The sequence below is a fragment of the Carboxylicivirga linearis genome (assembly GCF_018271995.1).
In the GTDB taxonomy this organism is placed as follows: domain Bacteria; phylum Bacteroidota; class Bacteroidia; order Bacteroidales; family Marinilabiliaceae; genus Carboxylicivirga; species Carboxylicivirga linearis.
Window position 1 is genome coordinate 234,367 of sequence record NZ_JAGUCO010000001.1, and the last position, 16,101, is coordinate 250,467.

Sequence of the window (16,101 nt, forward strand, 5' to 3'; positions counted from 1 at the left end):
ACATGACAAAGCTTAAAAAGAGATTGAAACAGATGTTAAGCCACAACGCAATAAGTGAGCGTGAATGGTATTTTCTGGTGATTGCACTAATCATGTTGTTGTTTTTGGTTTGGTCTGGTTTCTTATCATTTACCAACTCTTATTTTTCATTTGAAAACATAGTAGCTATTCACCGTTCGATATTGGTGTGGTTTATTGATTTATTAGTGGTTTCAATTCCTTTAATTGTATTATACGTTATTAATTTCAGCAAGGTAAAAAATCAAAAACTATCTGAAGAGGTTGAAGAATTAAGTCAGCGAATTGATTTAAGTATTAAACTTGCCGAGAAAATTAGTAATGGTGAATTGGATGGTATCCGACATGATGATAATCGATTGTCGAAGACTCTGGTTGATCTGGGTGAGAATTTAAAGCGAAATAAAGAGCAAGAAGAAGTATATAACTGGATTGCACGAGGAAAAGAAAAAATATCAGATATTCTGCGTTCACACAATAAGGTGGATGAACTTACTGATGAGGTGATACGTGGGATTATAGATTATTGTGGAGGAGTGCAAGGTACCTTGTACTTGCTAGAGCAAGGAAAATTAGAAAACTCCGCCACTTATGCATATAACCGCAAAAGATACGAAAGACAAACCATTAGTATAGGTAAAGGACTAATCGGTGAAGTGGCCTTTGAGAAGCAGATGATATATCGCACCGAAATTCCGGATGATTATTTTCATATTACATCTGGCCTATTAGGTGATAAAAAACCCAGAAGCTTAATTATTGTACCTCTTCTGCAGGAAGAAGAATTGCAAGGAGTTGTTGAAGTAGCTTTTTTTGCCAATAATTTACCTAAACATGTGCTTGAATTAGCTGAAGAGTTGAGTGGTATAATCGGGCGTACTATTTATAATCTTAAGATTAATCAAAAAACAGCTAATCTGCTGGAAGAATCGCAGCAAATGACAGAAACACTTCAGCGCAATGAGAAACAACTTCAGGAGAATGCTGCTGAAATGTTGGAAGCAAAAGAAGAGCTGGAGAAGTCAAACCAGATGCTGGAGGGGCAGATTCAGGAAGTGGAGCATGCACAAAAAAGATTAGAGGCATTACTAACCAATGCATCGGAGTTTATTTCCATTTATAATGAAGAACAGCAGCTCTTATTTGAAAGTCCTTCTGTAAAGCAGATTTTAGGTTATTCACAAGAAGATGAAATAACAGGAATGGATCCTGAATTATTGACTCCAAGAGGATATAAAACTATTAATAATCTGTTTCAGTACCTACTGGAAACTCCTGGCGGAGAACAGTCGGCTCAATATACCTACTTGCGAAAAGACGGGCGTAAGTTATTTCTCGAAACTAAAGGGAAGAACCTTCTGCATGATCCGGCAATCAAAGGAATTATTTTTAATACTCAGGATATTACTGAGCGAAAAAGAGCCGAAAAAGAGGAGCGCATGAAGAGTAGGATGCAATCACTATCTGAGAATTCACCAGATATGATCATCCGGATTAATACAGGAGGTAAGTTGGTATATGTCAACCCTAAAGTGTCTGAATTTATTGGCAAATCTGCTGTAGATCTTACAAAGCAAAGAATTAATGACTTAGATGTTGATGGTCGCTTCATTGATTATATGAAGGATTCGTTAAAAGAGATCAGAAGTTCTTTGAAGCAATCTATAAATGAGGTTGAGATTGAAGGTGTTGATGGAACTCACATAATGGAAATTAAAGCCATTCCTGAGTTTAATGAAGAACGCGATTTAGAGTCTATTCTTTTCGTTGCTCATGATATGACTGACTTTAAGAAGATTGAGCAAGAAATTAAAGAGAAGAATAAAAAGATCTCAGACAGTATTAATTATGCGCAGCGAATTCAAACTGCTATTTTGCCAGATACTGATCTGCTGCAGCAATTCTTCCCTCGTTCCTTTATCTTCTATCGACCTAAGGATGTGGTAAGTGGTGATTTCCCATGGATGTTTAAGAAGGATAACCACTTTTATGTTGCTGCTGTCGATTGTACCGGTCATGGGGTACCAGGAGCGTTGCTTTCGTTCATTGGATATTTCTTGATGAATAATATTGTCAATGCCAGTGATGATGTTACGGCTGCTGAACTGTTGGATATGCTTCACCTGGATGTTCGACGTACATTAAGGCAGGATCAGGAAGGAGCCAATGGAAGAGATGGTATGGATTTAGCTTTGGTGAAGATTGATCTGGAATCGGATGAGTTGCAATTCTCAGGAGCTCATAATCCACTTTACCTGCTTTCGGAAGGTGAATTACAGGAATACAAGGGAACACGCAAAGGTATTGGAGGTAAACCACTACTTAAAAAGGTGGAGAAGGACTTTGAAAACCATGTTATCAAGTATAAAAAGGGTGATCAGTTCTTTATTTTCTCTGACGGTTTACCTGATCAGGTTGGAGGACCAAAAGGCCGAAAATTCCAATCTAAGAGAATACGAGAAACACTTACAGAAGTTCCTAATCAAACCATGGCGCATTTTGAGCGACAATTTGCGGAAGCATTCTACGATTGGATGGGTGAGATGAAACAAGTGGATGATGTACTGTTGATTGGTATTGAATTATAAAAGAATTAAACTAAAATATAAAAGCCGGATTCAGTATTGAGTCCGGCTTTGTTTTTTTGAGAATATATTTAAGAAATCTGCAGTACAAAAAGAGATAATATTTTATTGTTTTAGATCATATACTGAAATAAATCCGGGCTGTCGTTTAAGTATTCCACCACAAAGCCATTGGCTTCCATTCGCTCTATTAAGCCATTAAAATCCTCTTTCTTCTGAAGTTCAATACCAACTAAGGCAGGACCCTTTTCGCGACTTGTTTTCTTACGATATTCGAAATGGGTAATGTCATCACCCGGGCCTAATACTTTATCAACAAAATCGCGTAATGCACCGGTACGTTGTGGAAAGCGGACGATGAAATAATGCTTTAATCCTTCGTAGAGTAATGATCTTTCTTTTATCTCTTCCGTTCGGGTAATGTCGTTGTTACTGCCACTAATAATACAAACCACATTTTTGCCTTTTATTTTATCAGCATAAAACTCTAAAGCCGCTACACTTAATGCTCCGGCTGGTTCAACCACAATGGCATCATAATTATAAAGCTCCAGAATTTTCGTGCAAATTTTTCCTTCAGGTACCAATATAATATCATCAATCACTTTTTGACAGATCGAAAAAGTATAATCACCAACTTTCTGAACAGCAGCGCCATCAACAAACTTATCAATTTCCTTTAATTCAATTACTTTTCCTTGTTTCAAAGATTGGTCCATCGAAGGAGCTCCTTTTGGCTCCACACCAATAATTTTGGTTTCGGGGCTCATATGTTTAATATAGCTACCTAAACCAGAGACCAGTCCTCCGCCACCAATGGGCACGAATATATAGTCTATTTTATCCTTTGTTTGCTCCAGAATCTCCAAGCCAACGGTTGCTTGTCCTTCAATAATTTTCGGATCATCAAATGGATGAATAAAAGTTCTGCCTCCTTTTATACACTCATCCATGGCAGCATTGTAAGAGTCGTCAAAAGTATCGCCTGTAAGTATTACTTTAACTTTATCCTGACCAAACATCTTTACCTGATTTACCTTTTGCTTGGGTGTTGTGCTTGGCATATAGATTATGCCATCGATGCCTAACATCTGACAAGAATAGGCAACTCCCTGGGCATGGTTGCCTGCACTGGCACAAACAATACCTGCTTGTACTTGCTCATCCGTAAGGCTCTTTATCTTATTGTAAGCGCCCCTTATTTTATATGATCGAACGCTTTGCAGATCTTCTCTCTTAAGAAGGATATTAGCTTCGTATTTGGTAGATAAATTACGATTTCGGGTGATGGGAGTTGTTTCAACAACATTGTTGAGAGTTAGCTTAGCAGCTAAGATATCCTCAATCTTTGGGAAGTATGAATTGGGCGGGGATTGTTTTTCTTTATTCGTCTTCATTATGTTGGAGGGTAAAAAAAACACCGGTCAATTTCTTGACCGGTGCAATGTGTTTATTTTTTTATGAAATCTGCTAACCAGTCACCGACTTCGGAGGTTTTGCAAGGCTTGCCGTCTCGGGCAATATCCTCTGTTACTACTCCTTCTTCCAATGATTTATTTACGGCATCACGCACTGCTTGTGCCTCATCTAATAAATCAAGAGACTCTAATAACATAGCAGCTGAAAGAACGGTTGCAATTGGATTGGCAATGTCTTTTCCAGCGGCCTGAGGATAAGACCCGTGAATTGGTTCAAAAACCGAAGTGTGAATACCAACAGAAGCTGAAGGTAATAATCCAAGAGAACCTGTAATAACCGAAGCTTCATCACTGATGATGTCACCAAACATGTTTTCAGTTACCATCACATCAAATTTCTTTGGCCACTGAATCAATTGCATTGCTGCGTTATCAACAAACATATAATCAACTTCAATGTCTTTGTGATCGCCTTCCATAGCCTGTGCTGTTTCTCTCCATAGACGAGATGTTGCCAATACATTGGCTTTATCAACAACAGTCAATCGCTTATTACGTTTTTCAGCATAAGAGAAAGCAAGTTTTAAGATGCGCTCAATTTCTTCGGTGGTATAAGTACAGGTATCAAAAGCCTTTTTCAAATCTTCTGAACGTCCTTTTTCTCCAAAATAGATACCACCTGTTAGCTCACGAACAACCACAAAATCTGATCCTTCAACAATATCCAGTCTCAATGGACTTTTATCTAGCAAAGAAGGGAAAGTGGTAACCGGGCGAATGTTAGCGTACAAGCCCAATTTTTTACGCATAGCCAATAGGCCTTGTTCAGGACGAACCTTGGCTTTAGGATCGTTATCGAATTTAGGATCGCCAATAGCACCAAATAATACGGCATCGGCTTTCATACATATGTCATGTGTTTCTTCCGGATAAGGATCGCCTACCTGGTCGATAGCGGTAGCTCCAACCAATGCATTTGTATACTCAACTTCATGACCGAATTTAACAGATACAGCATCAATTACTTTTTGCGCCTGTGCAACAATTTCGGGTCCAATGCCGTCTCCGGCTAATACTGCAATATTTAGTTTCATGTTAATGATTTTACGTTGCTAGCTGCCAGAAGCTAGCCTCTAGTTGCTAGTTTTATAAATTAATGTTTTCGTTTTCAATCAGGTTAAGCATTTTAACGGTTGCTTTGATGGCTGCTTCTGTTTGGTCGGCATCCAATCCCCGTGTTTTAAACAATTTATCGTTGTACTCCCATGAAATAACTGTTTCAACTAATGCATCTGTTTTACCTCCGGGAGGAATGGTTACCCAATAATCAACCAATAATGGATGAGGTTTTTTCAACTCATCATATATCTTCCATAAGGCCTTCATAAAAGCATCGTACTGACCGTCACCAGCAGAAGAAGCCTGATAATCTTTTTCGTTAATTTTAATACTTAACGATGCTGTTGGTTTCATACCACGAGTCAAAGATAAGCTGTAATTATTTACTTTAATATATTCATTTATCGATGCACTTTTTAAGACATCAGAAATGATATATGGCAAATCTTCTGTTGTAACAGTCTCCTTTTTATCACCCAGTGCAATAACTTCTTTTGTTACACGGCTCATGTCTTCAGGAGAAAGACTGATACCTAATTCCTCAAGATTTTTTAGGATGTTGGCTTTTCCTGATGTTTTCCCTAAGGCATATTTGCGCACCCTGCCGAATCGTTCCGGCATCAGGTTATTGAAATAAAGATTGTCTTTTGAATCACCATCGGCATGAATACCTGCACATTGAGTGAATACGTATTCACCGGTCAATGGCTTATTCGTAGGAATGCGAATGCCGCTAAAACCTTCCACAACCTGACTAATTCTGGTTAATTTTGATTCATCAATGTTTGTAGAGGCTTTTAACTGATCTGTTAATACACCAACCACACTTGCCAAAGGTGCATTCCCAGCTCTTTCGCCTAAACCATTAATGGTTGTATGAATTCCTTTAAACCCCGATTTAACAGCAGCAAAAACGTTGGCAACTGCTAAGTCGTAATCATTATGCGAATGGAAATCGAAATGAAGGTTTGGGTATCTGGTTATGATAGCAGAACAGAATTCTGTAACCTGATCTGGATTTAAGATTCCCAATGTATCGGGTAGCATGAATCGTTTAATGGATTCGTCTTGTAAGTTATCTAAAAGGAAAAAAACATATTCAGGAGATCCGATCATGCCATTTGACCAGTCTTCAAGGTAGATATTAACATCAATATCCATTTCCCTTGCTTTTTTTAATATCCCTTTGATATCTTCAACGTGCTGCTCAGGTGTTTTACTTAGTTGACTGGTAACATGTTTCAATGATCCTTTGGTTAAAAGATTACAGACTCTTGCTCCTGCATCTTTTATCCATTCAAGTGATACTCCATTATCAACAAAACCAAGTACCTCAATTTTATCTAAAAGATTATTTTTTGTTGCCCACTCACTAATTTTCTTTACAGCGCGAAACTCCCCTTCACTTACTCTGGCAGATGCTACCTCAATCCTGTCAACTTTGAGCTCCTGAAGCAGAATATGCGCCATGGTCAGCTTTTCGGCATCGTTAAACGATACGCCGGTGGTTTGCTCACCATCCCTGAGGGTTGTATCCATTAGCTCTATAGTCATCCCCTATGTTGGTTTTTGGTTACTATTGTTTTACTATTTGTGGTTATAAAAAACCTACCGATCATGGCAATGAATCGGTAGGTTTGAAAGATTAAAATTTTACAGCTTGTTGTTCAAAAGCTTTCACTTCATCTTTCAAGCTTAACAAGTAATCAATATCATCATAGCCGTTAAGAAGACAGTTCTTCTTGTACGAATTGATTTCGAATGATTCTGTTGCTCCGGTGCTTACATTAGTGATTGTTTGGTTTTCCAGATCAATCTTCACTTCAGCCTTTGGATCTGCATCGATAGACTTGAATAATCCTGCTAAAAACTCATCCGTAACCTGAACGGGTAAAACACCGTTGTTTAATGAGTTATTACGGAAAATGTCAGCAAAGAAGCTTGATACAACTGCTTTGAAACCATATCCTGCAATGGCCCATGCAGCATGCTCGCGACTTGATCCGCTACCAAAGTTTTTACCCGCTACCAATACTGTTCCTGAATAAGTAGAATTATTCAAAACGAAATCTGGTTTTGGCTGACCTTGCTTGTCGTAGCGCCAGTCGAAAAATAAATTATCTCCGAATCCTTCTTTAGTAGTTGCTTTTAAGAAACGGGCCGGAATAATCTGGTCGGTGTCCACATTTTCAATGGGTAATGGAACTACCGTAGTTTGTACTGTTACAAATTTATCTATTGGCATAATGTATTCCTCCGTTTTACAAATTAAAAGTGGTTCGTGGATCGGCAATGGTACCTGTTACAGCTGCTGCTGCTGCTGATAACGGACTGGCCAGCAAAGTGCGTGAACCTGGTCCCTGACGACCTTCAAAGTTTCTGTTGGATGTAGAAACAGCGTATTTGCCTTCCGGAATTTTATCATCGTTCATTGCCAAACAAGCTGAACAACCTGGCTGACGTAATTCAAAACCTGCAGCTTCCAAGGCATCTTTAATACCTTCTTCAATGGCTTGTTTTTCAACTTGCTTACTTCCTGGAACAATCCATGCTGTAACATTGTCGGCTTTTTTGTGGCCTTTAACGGCTGCCGTAAATGCACGTAAATCTTCGATTCTACCGTTCGTACAACTTCCTAAGAATACATAATCTATTGGCTTGCCTTCCAGTTTATCACCGGCTGAGAAACCCATATATTCCATTGATTTCTGGAATGTCACTTTTGAGCTGTCATCAATGCTGTCGAGTGTTGGAATATTTGCAACAATTTTAGCACCCATACCAGGATTAGTACCATAAGTAATCATTGGCTCAATGTCGGCAGCTTTGTAATTCAACTCTTTGTCAAATACTGCATCTTCGTCAGTCACCAATGTTTTCCAGTAAGCAACGGCTTTATCCCATTGTTCTCCTTTAGGAGCCTGCTCACGACCTTTGATATACTCAAATGTAGTTTCATCAGGAGCAATCATACCTCCACGAGCACCCATTTCAATACTCATATTACAGATAGTCATACGAGCTTCCATTGAAAGGTTGCGGATAGCTGATCCGGCAAATTCAACAAAATATCCGGTACCACCACCTGTAGAAATTTTAGAGATAATGTAAAGAATAATATCTTTTGAAGTTACTCCGTTGGCCAAAGTGCCTTCAATGTTAATACGCATCTTTTTAGGCTTAGGCTGCATAATACACTGCGTAGCCAAAGTCATTTCTACTTCACTGGTTCCGATACCGAAGGCAATACTACCAAAAGCACCGTGTGTTGAAGTGTGACTATCACCACAAACGATGGTCATACCTGGTTGAGTGATACCTAATTCAGGACCCACAACGTGCACGATGCCATTATATGGATGATTTAATCCAAACATGGTGATACCATTCTCTTCGCAGTTGGTTTTTAATTTCTCCACCTGTACGCGAGATAGTTCATCCTGAATGGTAAGGTGTTGGTCTATTGTTGGAATATTATGATCCGGAGTCGCTACAACCTGATTGGGGCGTGCAACGCTAATTCCACGTTCTTTTATCCCTGCAAAAGCCTGTGGACTTGTCACCTCATGTATAAAGTGACGATCTATATACAAGACATTTGGCCCGTCATCAATAGTTTTGACGACGTGGCTGTCCCATATTTTATCAAATAATGTTTTACTCATTTTTTTAAAGTATCAAGATTTAAGTATCAAGTATCAAGATTATTTACAAACTGTAAATAATTAATGTCTCACGTTTTGATACTTTAATCTTATGTCTAAATAAATTATCCTATTTTTGAAATAGCATCTAAGAATGCTTCTACTGAGGCGGTTACAATGTCAACATTGGCAGCAAATCCGTAATATGATTGCCCTTTATGATCAACTTGTACATGAACTTTACCAATGTCATCGCTCCCGCGAGTAATTGCTTGAATAAGAAACTCTTCCAAATGAACCTTGCGTTTCACAAGTTTTTTAACAGCTGTAAAAGCCGCGTCAATTGGACCATTGCCCGATGCTGTTTCGGTAAAGACATCGCCGTTGAAATTGACCGATACTGTTGCCGTTGGAATAGTAGAACTTCCTGATACAACCTGAAGTGTTTCCAGCTTGATGGAGCGATCTTCTTTAACTCGCTCAGTCCCGGCTAATGCTTCCAGATCTTCATCGGCAACATCCTTTTTCCTATCAGCCAAATCTAAAAAGCGTTGGTAGATATCGTTCAAATCCTCACCATCAAAATTATAACCTAAAACACTTAAGCGGTGTTTTAAAGCAGCGCGTCCACTACGAGCTGTTAGTACAATGCTCGATTCTTTAACGCCTACCTCAGCAGGATCGATAATTTCGTAGTTCTCACGATTTTTCAATACTCCATCCTGGTGAATACCGGAAGAGTGTGCAAATGCATTTCTACCAACAATTGCTTTGTTTGCTTGAACAGGCATACGCATAAGAGTAGAAACCAACTTACTGGTTTTCATAATCTGTTTGCTGTCAATACCGGTTTCGTAGTTCAAATCGTGATGGCTTTTCATTGCCATTACCACTTCTTCTAGCGAAGTATTACCGGCACGTTCACCTAATCCGTTAATGGTTACCTCTACCTGACGAGCACCATTTATAACGCCTGATAACGTATTGGCAGTTGCCATACCCAAGTCGTTGTGACAGTGTGTTGACAAAATAGCCTTATCAACGTTAGGTACATTGTTCATCAAATAGGCAATTTTAGCACCGTATTCAGATGGCAGGCAATAACCGGTGGTGTCCGGTATATTAATTACCGTAGCTCCGGCTTTAATCACCGCTTCTACCACACGTGCCAGATATTCGTTATCCGAACGCCCAGCATCTTCAGCATAGAATTCTACATCTTCAACAAAGCGACGAGCATATTTAACAGCATCAATGGCTCTTTCAATAATCTCATCTTCGTTAGAATTCAATTTGTACTTAATATGATAAGGTGATGTTCCGATACCTGTATGAATACGGCCTTTTTTTGCATATTTAAGTGCGTCGGCCGCTACTTCAATGTCATTTTTTACGGCGCGTGTTAACGCGCAAATTGTTGGATTTTCAACAGCTTTGGATATTTCAACCACTGAGTTAAAATCACCCGGGCTTGAAACGGGGAATCCTGCTTCGATCACATCCACACCCAGCTTTTCGAGCTGACGGGCTACCTCTATCTTCTCAATAGTGTTTAACTGACATCCCGGCACTTGCTCGCCGTCTCTTAAAGTTGTATCGAATATATGTACTTTATTACTCATGATAATCGGGTTTAAATGATTACTCCCGTCCCTTTCCCCCTGGGATTATCGGGAGCTTCAACCTGTAAACACCGGGCAAAGCATTTTGGTTTTGCCCGATGTGAGTATGATTGAATGTTATTACTGGTTTTCTGGTCTCAATTTACGGACAGCAGCACCTGCTTGCCACATCTCCGATTCGCGGAGTTCTTTGAGTTCCTCTTCCAGTTTAACCCTGTAATCTTCTTGACTGTTTGAGTCGATTGAACGCTGTGCTTCGTTACCGGCAGCCACTTCACTGTATAGTTTTTCAAATACAGGCTTAGTAGCATCGCGGAATGGTTTCCACCAATCAAGAGCACCACGTTGTGCAGTAGTAGATGTGTTAGCATACATCCAGTCCATTCCGTTTTCAGCAACCAATGGCATCAAACTTTGTGTTAATTCCTCAACTGTTTCGTTGAATGCTTCAGATGGAGAGTGGCCATTAGCACGCAATACTTCGTACTGAGCAGCAAAAATACCCTGAATACATCCCATTAATGTTCCGCGCTCACCTGTTAAGTCAGAGTAAACCTCACGTTTGAAATCAGTTTCGAAAAGGTAACCTGATCCAACACCAATACCTAAAGAAATAACACGCTCGTAAGCTCTTCCTGTAGCATCCTGAAAGATAGCGAAGCTTGAGTTCAAACCACGTCCCTCAAGGAACATGCGACGTAAGCTGGTACCTGATCCTTTAGGGGCTACCAAAATTACATCAACATCAGCAGGAGGTACAATACCAGTACGCTCTTTATAAGTGATACCGAAACCGTGAGAGAAGTAAAGAGCTTTACCTGGAGTCAGGTGTTTTTTTACTGTATCCCACATTTGAATCTGACCAGCGTCAGAAAGTAAATATTGAATAATTGTTGCGCGATCTAATGCTTCTTCAATTTCAAAAAGTGTTTCTCCGGGAACCCAACCGTCAGCAATTGCTTTATCCCAAGTTTTTGATTCTTTGCGCTGACCGACGATTACGTTGAAACCGTTGTCTTTGAGGTTAAGAGATTGTCCAGGACCTTGCACACCATAACCGATAACCGCAATGGTTTCGTCTTTTAATACTTCACGTGCTTTTTCCAATGGGAACTCTTCCCTCATTACAACGTTTTCTTCAGTTCCTCCGAAATTAATTTTTGCCATGATAAAATATTGATTAATGTTTATGTTTTAAAGCTGTTAGCTATTAGCAGATGGCTGATAGCTTTTTTAATCTAGTATTGATTTGTCGTTATCTAATTTAACCAAATAGTTAGATAGTAACTCTTGGTTAAGTTTGGTAACTGCTATTCGTCCGGAGCGTACAAATTGTGTTACTCCAAAACGATCGAGTTTATCAAATAGTTCTTGTGTTTCTTCTTTATGACCTGTTTTTTCAATTACCGTATATTCGTTGGTAACCTCCAAAATACGAGCGCCATACTGGCGAACCAACTTTTCAATCTCGTTGCTGTTAAGCAAAGCTTCAGTCTTAACCTTGTATAATGCTACTTCCTGATGAATAATTTCTTCTGCAGTAAATACAAAGGCTTTTAATACATCAATTCTGCGCTCGATTTGACCTAGCAATTTATTAATTGTATCGCGAGATGTAAATACCACAATGGTAAATTTATGAACACCTGGTATTGCAGATTCAGAAGTAGTTAAACTTTCGATGTTAATGTGTCGACGAGTAAAGATGGTTGTAACCTGGTTTAACAGACCAACGTGATTCTCTGAGTATATTGATATAGTGAATTCTTGTTTCATTTTATTAAAGTATCAAGATTTAAGTATCAAGTATGCTTTATTCTAATATTAAACCCTTGTTTATAATTTACTCAAGGCGAATATCCGAAACAGAAGCACCGGTTGGTACCATTGGGAATACGTTACCTTCTTTTTCAACTTTTACTTCAAGTAAGTAAGGACCATCATGTTCAACCATTTTCTTAATAGCTGCATCCAACTCACTGCGATCATCAACGATTGAACTTTCTATGTGGTATCCTTTAGATATAGTCTGAAAATCAGGGTTCTCTAAAAGCGTGGAAGCATATCTTCTGTCGAAGAACAATTCTTGCCATTGACGAACCATCCCAAGATAGTTATTATTCAATAGAATTATTTTTACAGGGGCTTTAGTTTGCCAAATAGTACCTAACTCCTGTATGGTCATTTGAATACCACCGTCACCTACAAAGCAGCAAACGGGTCTTTCAGGCTGGCCTAGTTGAGCGCCCAAAGCCGCAGGTAAACCAAATCCCATGGTTCCTAATCCACCTGATGTAACCACACTTCTGGTGTTTTTGAATTTGAAATATCTTGAAGCCATCATTTGTTGTTGACCAACATCGGTAACTAAAATGGCATCATCATTATATACTTCGGTCACACGACGAACGACCTCTCCCATTGTTAATCCTTCTTTTGCAGGATACAATTCAGGTTGAATAATTTTCTGATCTTCAATTTTATCACAGGCTCTGAATTCCTTCACCCATTCATCGTGATTTTTTTCGGCAGCCATTTCGGTTATCATCGGTAACGATTCTTTTACATTACCAACAACCGGTACATCTGCAAAAATTATTTTATTGATTTCTGCCGGATCAATTTCAAGGTGAATAACCTTTGCATTGGTGGCATATTTTTGAACATTACCTGTAACACGGTCGTCGAAACGCATACCAATGGCAATAATTAAATCGCTTTCGTTGGTTTTAACATTAGGGCCATAATTACCATGCATACCTAACATACCTACATTTAAAGGATGATCGGATGGTAGAGCAGACAAACCTAATAATGTCCAGGCAGCCGGAATACCTGTTTTTTCAAGAAATGTTTTTAATTCGTTTTCAGCACCTCCTAATATAACTCCTTGCCCAATTAAGGCTAAAGGTTTTTTAGATAAGTTAATCAAGCGAACAGCTTCGGCAACAGAATCTTTTTTAACTGGTTTGGATGGTTTGTAACTTCTGATTTTTACATCTTTACTGTATGTAAAATCAAGCATGCCAAATTGCGCATCTTTTGTTATGTCCAGTACAACAGGCCCTGGACGACCAGTGCGGGCAATATAAAAAGCCTTGGCAATTGCTTCCGGAATTTCTTCAGCTCTTTTAACTTGATAGTTCCATTTGGTAATAGGTTGTGTAATACCTACCACATCAGTCTCCTGAAAAGCATCGGTGCCTAACAATGGCGCAGCAACCTGTCCGCTTATCACCACTAATGGGGTAGAATCAACCATTGCATCAGCAATACCTGTTACGGCATTGGTTGCCCCTGGTCCACTTGTAACAAAGCTTACTCCTACTTTACCAGTTACTCTCGCATATCCCTGAGCTGCATGAATTGCTCCTTGTTCATGACGAACTAAGACATGATGTAATTTGTCGTTGTAATGATATAGAGCATCATAAACGGGCATGATGGCTCCTCCTGGATATCCAAACAGTAGGTCAACGCCTTCATGCAATAATGATTGAATTACGGCCTCTGAACCATTCATTCTTTGCTTTTTCATTGGATTTGCTTCCTGTGTTTTTGGTTGCGTTTTTGTTTCCATATCACTTGAAGTTTTATGGGTGTTTCAAGTGCATTTTAATATGTGCACCTGTGTTTTTTTAATCAATTAATCTCACTGCGCCTTTATCAGCCGAGCTTACCAGGCTGGAATAAGCTTTTAATGCTTTTGATATGTTCCTGACTCGGTCACCAGGCTGAAATGCCTTACTTCCTTTTGCTTCTTCTTCCTTGCGGCGTTGAGTCAGTTCTTCGTCTGAGATATTGAGTTCTATTTTGCGATTTGGAATGTCAATGGTAATTGGGTCACCGTCTTTAACAAGAGCAATAGCTCCGCCTGCTGCTGCTTCGGGAGATGCATGTCCGATAGATAAACCGGAAGTACCTCCAGAGAAACGACCATCGGTTAATAAAGCACACTCTTTACCTAAGTGTTTTGATTTAAGGTATGATGTTGGATAAAGCATCTCCTGCATACCCGGTCCTCCTTTAGGTCCTTCGTAACGGATTATAACTACGTCCCCTGATTTTACTTCATCAGATAAGATACCATCAATGGCATCATCCTGTGATTCATATACACGTGCCGTTCCATTAAAAGTAAAGATGGATTCATCCACACCTGCTGTTTTAACAATACATCCTTTCTCGGCAATATTACCAAACAACACGGCTAATCCACCATCCTGAAAATAGGCGTTTTCTATATCGCGAATACACCCCTTGGCACGGTCTAAATCCAATTCAGCATATTTGGTTTTTTGCGATCCCATGGTAAGGTTAAACATGCCGGCTGGTGCACTTGAATACACTTCATAAGCTTCTTCAATGGCAGTGCCTGCAGCAACGTCGTAATCTTTTAAGGCATCACCTAAAGTAGGATAATCAACACGACTAACATCGGTATGCAATAAACCGCCTCGATTCAACTCAGCCAAGATTCCTAAAATACCACCAGCACGGTTTACATCTTCAATATGATAATGTGAGTTTGGAGCCACCTTTGACAATACGGGTGATTTACGCGATAAGCGATCGATATCATCCATGGTGAAATCAACACCTGCTTCGTGCGCTATAGCTAATATATGCAGTACTGTATTGGTTGATCCGCCCATAGCAATATCCAGGGTCATTGCATTCTCAAAAGCTTTATAAGTGGCAATGGAGCGTGGTAAAACTGAATCATCACCATCGCGGTAATGTTTATATGTAATATCAACAATTAAGTCAGCAGCTTTTTCAAACAAGCGTTTTCTGTTCTGGTGTGTTGCAACAATAGTTCCGTTACCCGGTAATGCTAAACCTAATGCTTCATTTAAGCAGTTCATAGAGTTAGCTGTAAACATTCCGGAACAAGAGCCACATGTAGGACATGCGTTACGCTCTACGGCACTTACTTCCTCATCCGAAACGGTATCGTCGGCCGCCATAACCATAGCATCCACTAAATCTAAGGCTTTATCACCCACTTTACCTGCTTCCATTGGTCCGCCTGATACGAAAATGGTTGGAATATTTAATCGCATAGAAGCCATTAACATTCCCGGAGTAATTTTATCGCAGTTGCTGATACAAACCATGGCATCTACTTTATGAGCATTGGCCATGTATTCAACACTGTCGGCGATAATGTCTCGCGATGGCAAAGAATATAACATTCCGTCATGTCCCATAGCTATTCCATCATCAATTGCAATGGTGTTGAATTCGGCAGCAAAACAGCCATTAGCTTCAATTCTTTTCTTTACCATTTGACCTATGTCGTGCAAATGCACATGCCCCGGAACAAACTGGGTAAATGAATTTACAACGGCAATAACCGGCTTACCAAAATGATCTTCCTTCATGCCATTGGCTCGCCAAAGACTGCGGGCTCCGGCCATTCGTCTTCCTTGGGTTGTTGTTGCGCTTCTTAATATTCGTTTCATTTGATTTTTATGGTTGTTTTGCTAAAAAAAAAGCCTTTCTCTATGCTGTGAGAAAGGCTTAATGATATTTTATATTCAATTAACTATACACCATTCTCACGACCCTCAGCTAATAATGACTAAGAGAATAATAATAATATCGAGAACGAGTGTCAAGTTGAATTTCATCTTTGCTTGTGCTTTTTACGTTAGCAAATGTAGAATTGATTTTGGTAACTCCAAAGAAA

Annotated in this window: 11 protein-coding genes; 1 reads left to right on the plus strand and 10 read right to left on the minus strand. The window is 39.4% G+C overall.

From position 1 onward, the window contains the following. Window positions 1–2: 2 nt before the first annotated feature. Window positions 3–2,606, plus strand: a complete 2,604-nt coding sequence (locus KEM10_RS00985) for a PAS domain S-box protein (protein ID WP_212212312.1) — start codon at window positions 3–5, stop codon at window positions 2,604–2,606. Between the two features lie 110 nt (window positions 2,607–2,716). Here KEM10_RS00985 and ilvA read toward each other — a convergent pair whose 3' ends face one another. The 10 genes from ilvA to ilvD all read right to left on the minus strand — a co-directional run bounded on the left by ilvA (window position 2,717) and on the right by ilvD (window position 15,874). Further along, window positions 2,717–4,000: a threonine ammonia-lyase gene (ilvA, locus tag KEM10_RS00990; RefSeq protein ID WP_212212315.1), complete on the minus strand. Its 1,284-nt coding sequence runs from the start codon at window positions 3,998–4,000 to the stop codon at window positions 2,717–2,719. A 53-nt stretch (window positions 4,001–4,053) separates the two neighbouring features. Then, entirely contained in the window at window positions 4,054–5,115 is a 1,062-nt protein-coding gene (leuB, locus tag KEM10_RS00995) for a 3-isopropylmalate dehydrogenase (protein ID WP_212212318.1), read from the minus strand. 52 nt (window positions 5,116–5,167) lie between these two features. After that, complete coding sequence (locus KEM10_RS01000) at window positions 5,168–6,694, minus strand: alpha-isopropylmalate synthase regulatory domain-containing protein (RefSeq protein ID WP_212212321.1); 1,527 nt, start codon at window positions 6,692–6,694, stop codon at window positions 5,168–5,170. 91 nt (window positions 6,695–6,785) lie between these two features. Next, the gene (gene leuD / locus KEM10_RS01005; RefSeq protein WP_212212324.1) at window positions 6,786–7,385 is read right to left on the minus strand and encodes a 3-isopropylmalate dehydratase small subunit; all 600 of its coding nucleotides are present in this window, start codon (window positions 7,383–7,385) and stop codon (window positions 6,786–6,788) included. A 16-nt stretch (window positions 7,386–7,401) separates the two neighbouring features. Beyond that, window positions 7,402–8,805 (minus strand): 3-isopropylmalate dehydratase large subunit, encoded by a 1,404-nt coding sequence (gene leuC / locus KEM10_RS01010; RefSeq protein WP_212212327.1) that lies wholly within the window; start codon window positions 8,803–8,805, stop codon window positions 7,402–7,404. Window positions 8,806–8,909: 104 nt separating this feature from the next. Beyond that, a complete protein-coding gene (locus KEM10_RS01015) occupies window positions 8,910–10,406 on the minus strand; it encodes a 2-isopropylmalate synthase (RefSeq protein WP_212212330.1) in 1,497 nt (498 codons plus the stop codon). A gap of 120 nt (window positions 10,407–10,526) precedes the next feature. Further along, on the minus strand, window positions 10,527–11,573 hold the full coding sequence (gene ilvC, locus KEM10_RS01020; RefSeq protein ID WP_212212333.1) for a ketol-acid reductoisomerase: 1,047 nt from the start codon (window positions 11,571–11,573) through the stop codon (window positions 10,527–10,529). A 66-nt stretch (window positions 11,574–11,639) separates the two neighbouring features. Continuing rightward, a complete protein-coding gene (ilvN, locus tag KEM10_RS01025; RefSeq protein ID WP_212212336.1) occupies window positions 11,640–12,182 on the minus strand; it encodes an acetolactate synthase small subunit in 543 nt (180 codons plus the stop codon). A 67-nt stretch (window positions 12,183–12,249) separates the two neighbouring features. Continuing rightward, on the minus strand, window positions 12,250–13,986 hold the full coding sequence (ilvB, locus tag KEM10_RS01030) for a biosynthetic-type acetolactate synthase large subunit (RefSeq protein WP_212212340.1): 1,737 nt from the start codon (window positions 13,984–13,986) through the stop codon (window positions 12,250–12,252). Window positions 13,987–14,044: 58 nt separating this feature from the next. Beyond that, window positions 14,045–15,874 (minus strand): dihydroxy-acid dehydratase, encoded by a 1,830-nt coding sequence (gene ilvD / locus KEM10_RS01035; protein WP_212212343.1) that lies wholly within the window; start codon window positions 15,872–15,874, stop codon window positions 14,045–14,047. Between the last annotated feature and the right edge of the window lie 227 nt (window positions 15,875–16,101).

Coding starts and splice junctions, on each gene's coding strand:
- ilvD (WP_212212343.1), bottom strand. CDS start 15,874: ATGAAACGAATATTAAGAAGCGCAACAACAACCCAAGGAAGACGAATG.
- KEM10_RS01015 (WP_212212330.1), bottom strand. CDS start 10,406: ATGAGTAATAAAGTACATATATTCGATACAACTTTAAGAGACGGCGAG.
- ilvA (WP_212212315.1), bottom strand. CDS start 4,000: ATGAAGACGAATAAAGAAAAACAATCCCCGCCCAATTCATACTTCCCA.
- ilvN (WP_212212336.1), bottom strand. CDS start 12,182: ATGAAACAAGAATTCACTATATCAATATACTCAGAGAATCACGTTGGT.
- ilvC (WP_212212333.1), bottom strand. CDS start 11,573: ATGGCAAAAATTAATTTCGGAGGAACTGAAGAAAACGTTGTAATGAGG.
- KEM10_RS01000 (WP_212212321.1), bottom strand. CDS start 6,694: ATGACTATAGAGCTAATGGATACAACCCTCAGGGATGGTGAGCAAACC.
- KEM10_RS00985 (WP_212212312.1), top strand. CDS start 3: ATGACAAAGCTTAAAAAGAGATTGAAACAGATGTTAAGCCACAACGCA.
- leuB (WP_212212318.1), bottom strand. CDS start 5,115: ATGAAACTAAATATTGCAGTATTAGCCGGAGACGGCATTGGACCCGAA.
- leuD (WP_212212324.1), bottom strand. CDS start 7,385: ATGCCAATAGATAAATTTGTAACAGTACAAACTACGGTAGTTCCATTA.
- ilvB (WP_212212340.1), bottom strand. CDS start 13,986: ATGGAAACAAAAACGCAACCAAAAACACAGGAAGCAAATCCAATGAAA.
- leuC (WP_212212327.1), bottom strand. CDS start 8,805: ATGAGTAAAACATTATTTGATAAAATATGGGACAGCCACGTCGTCAAA.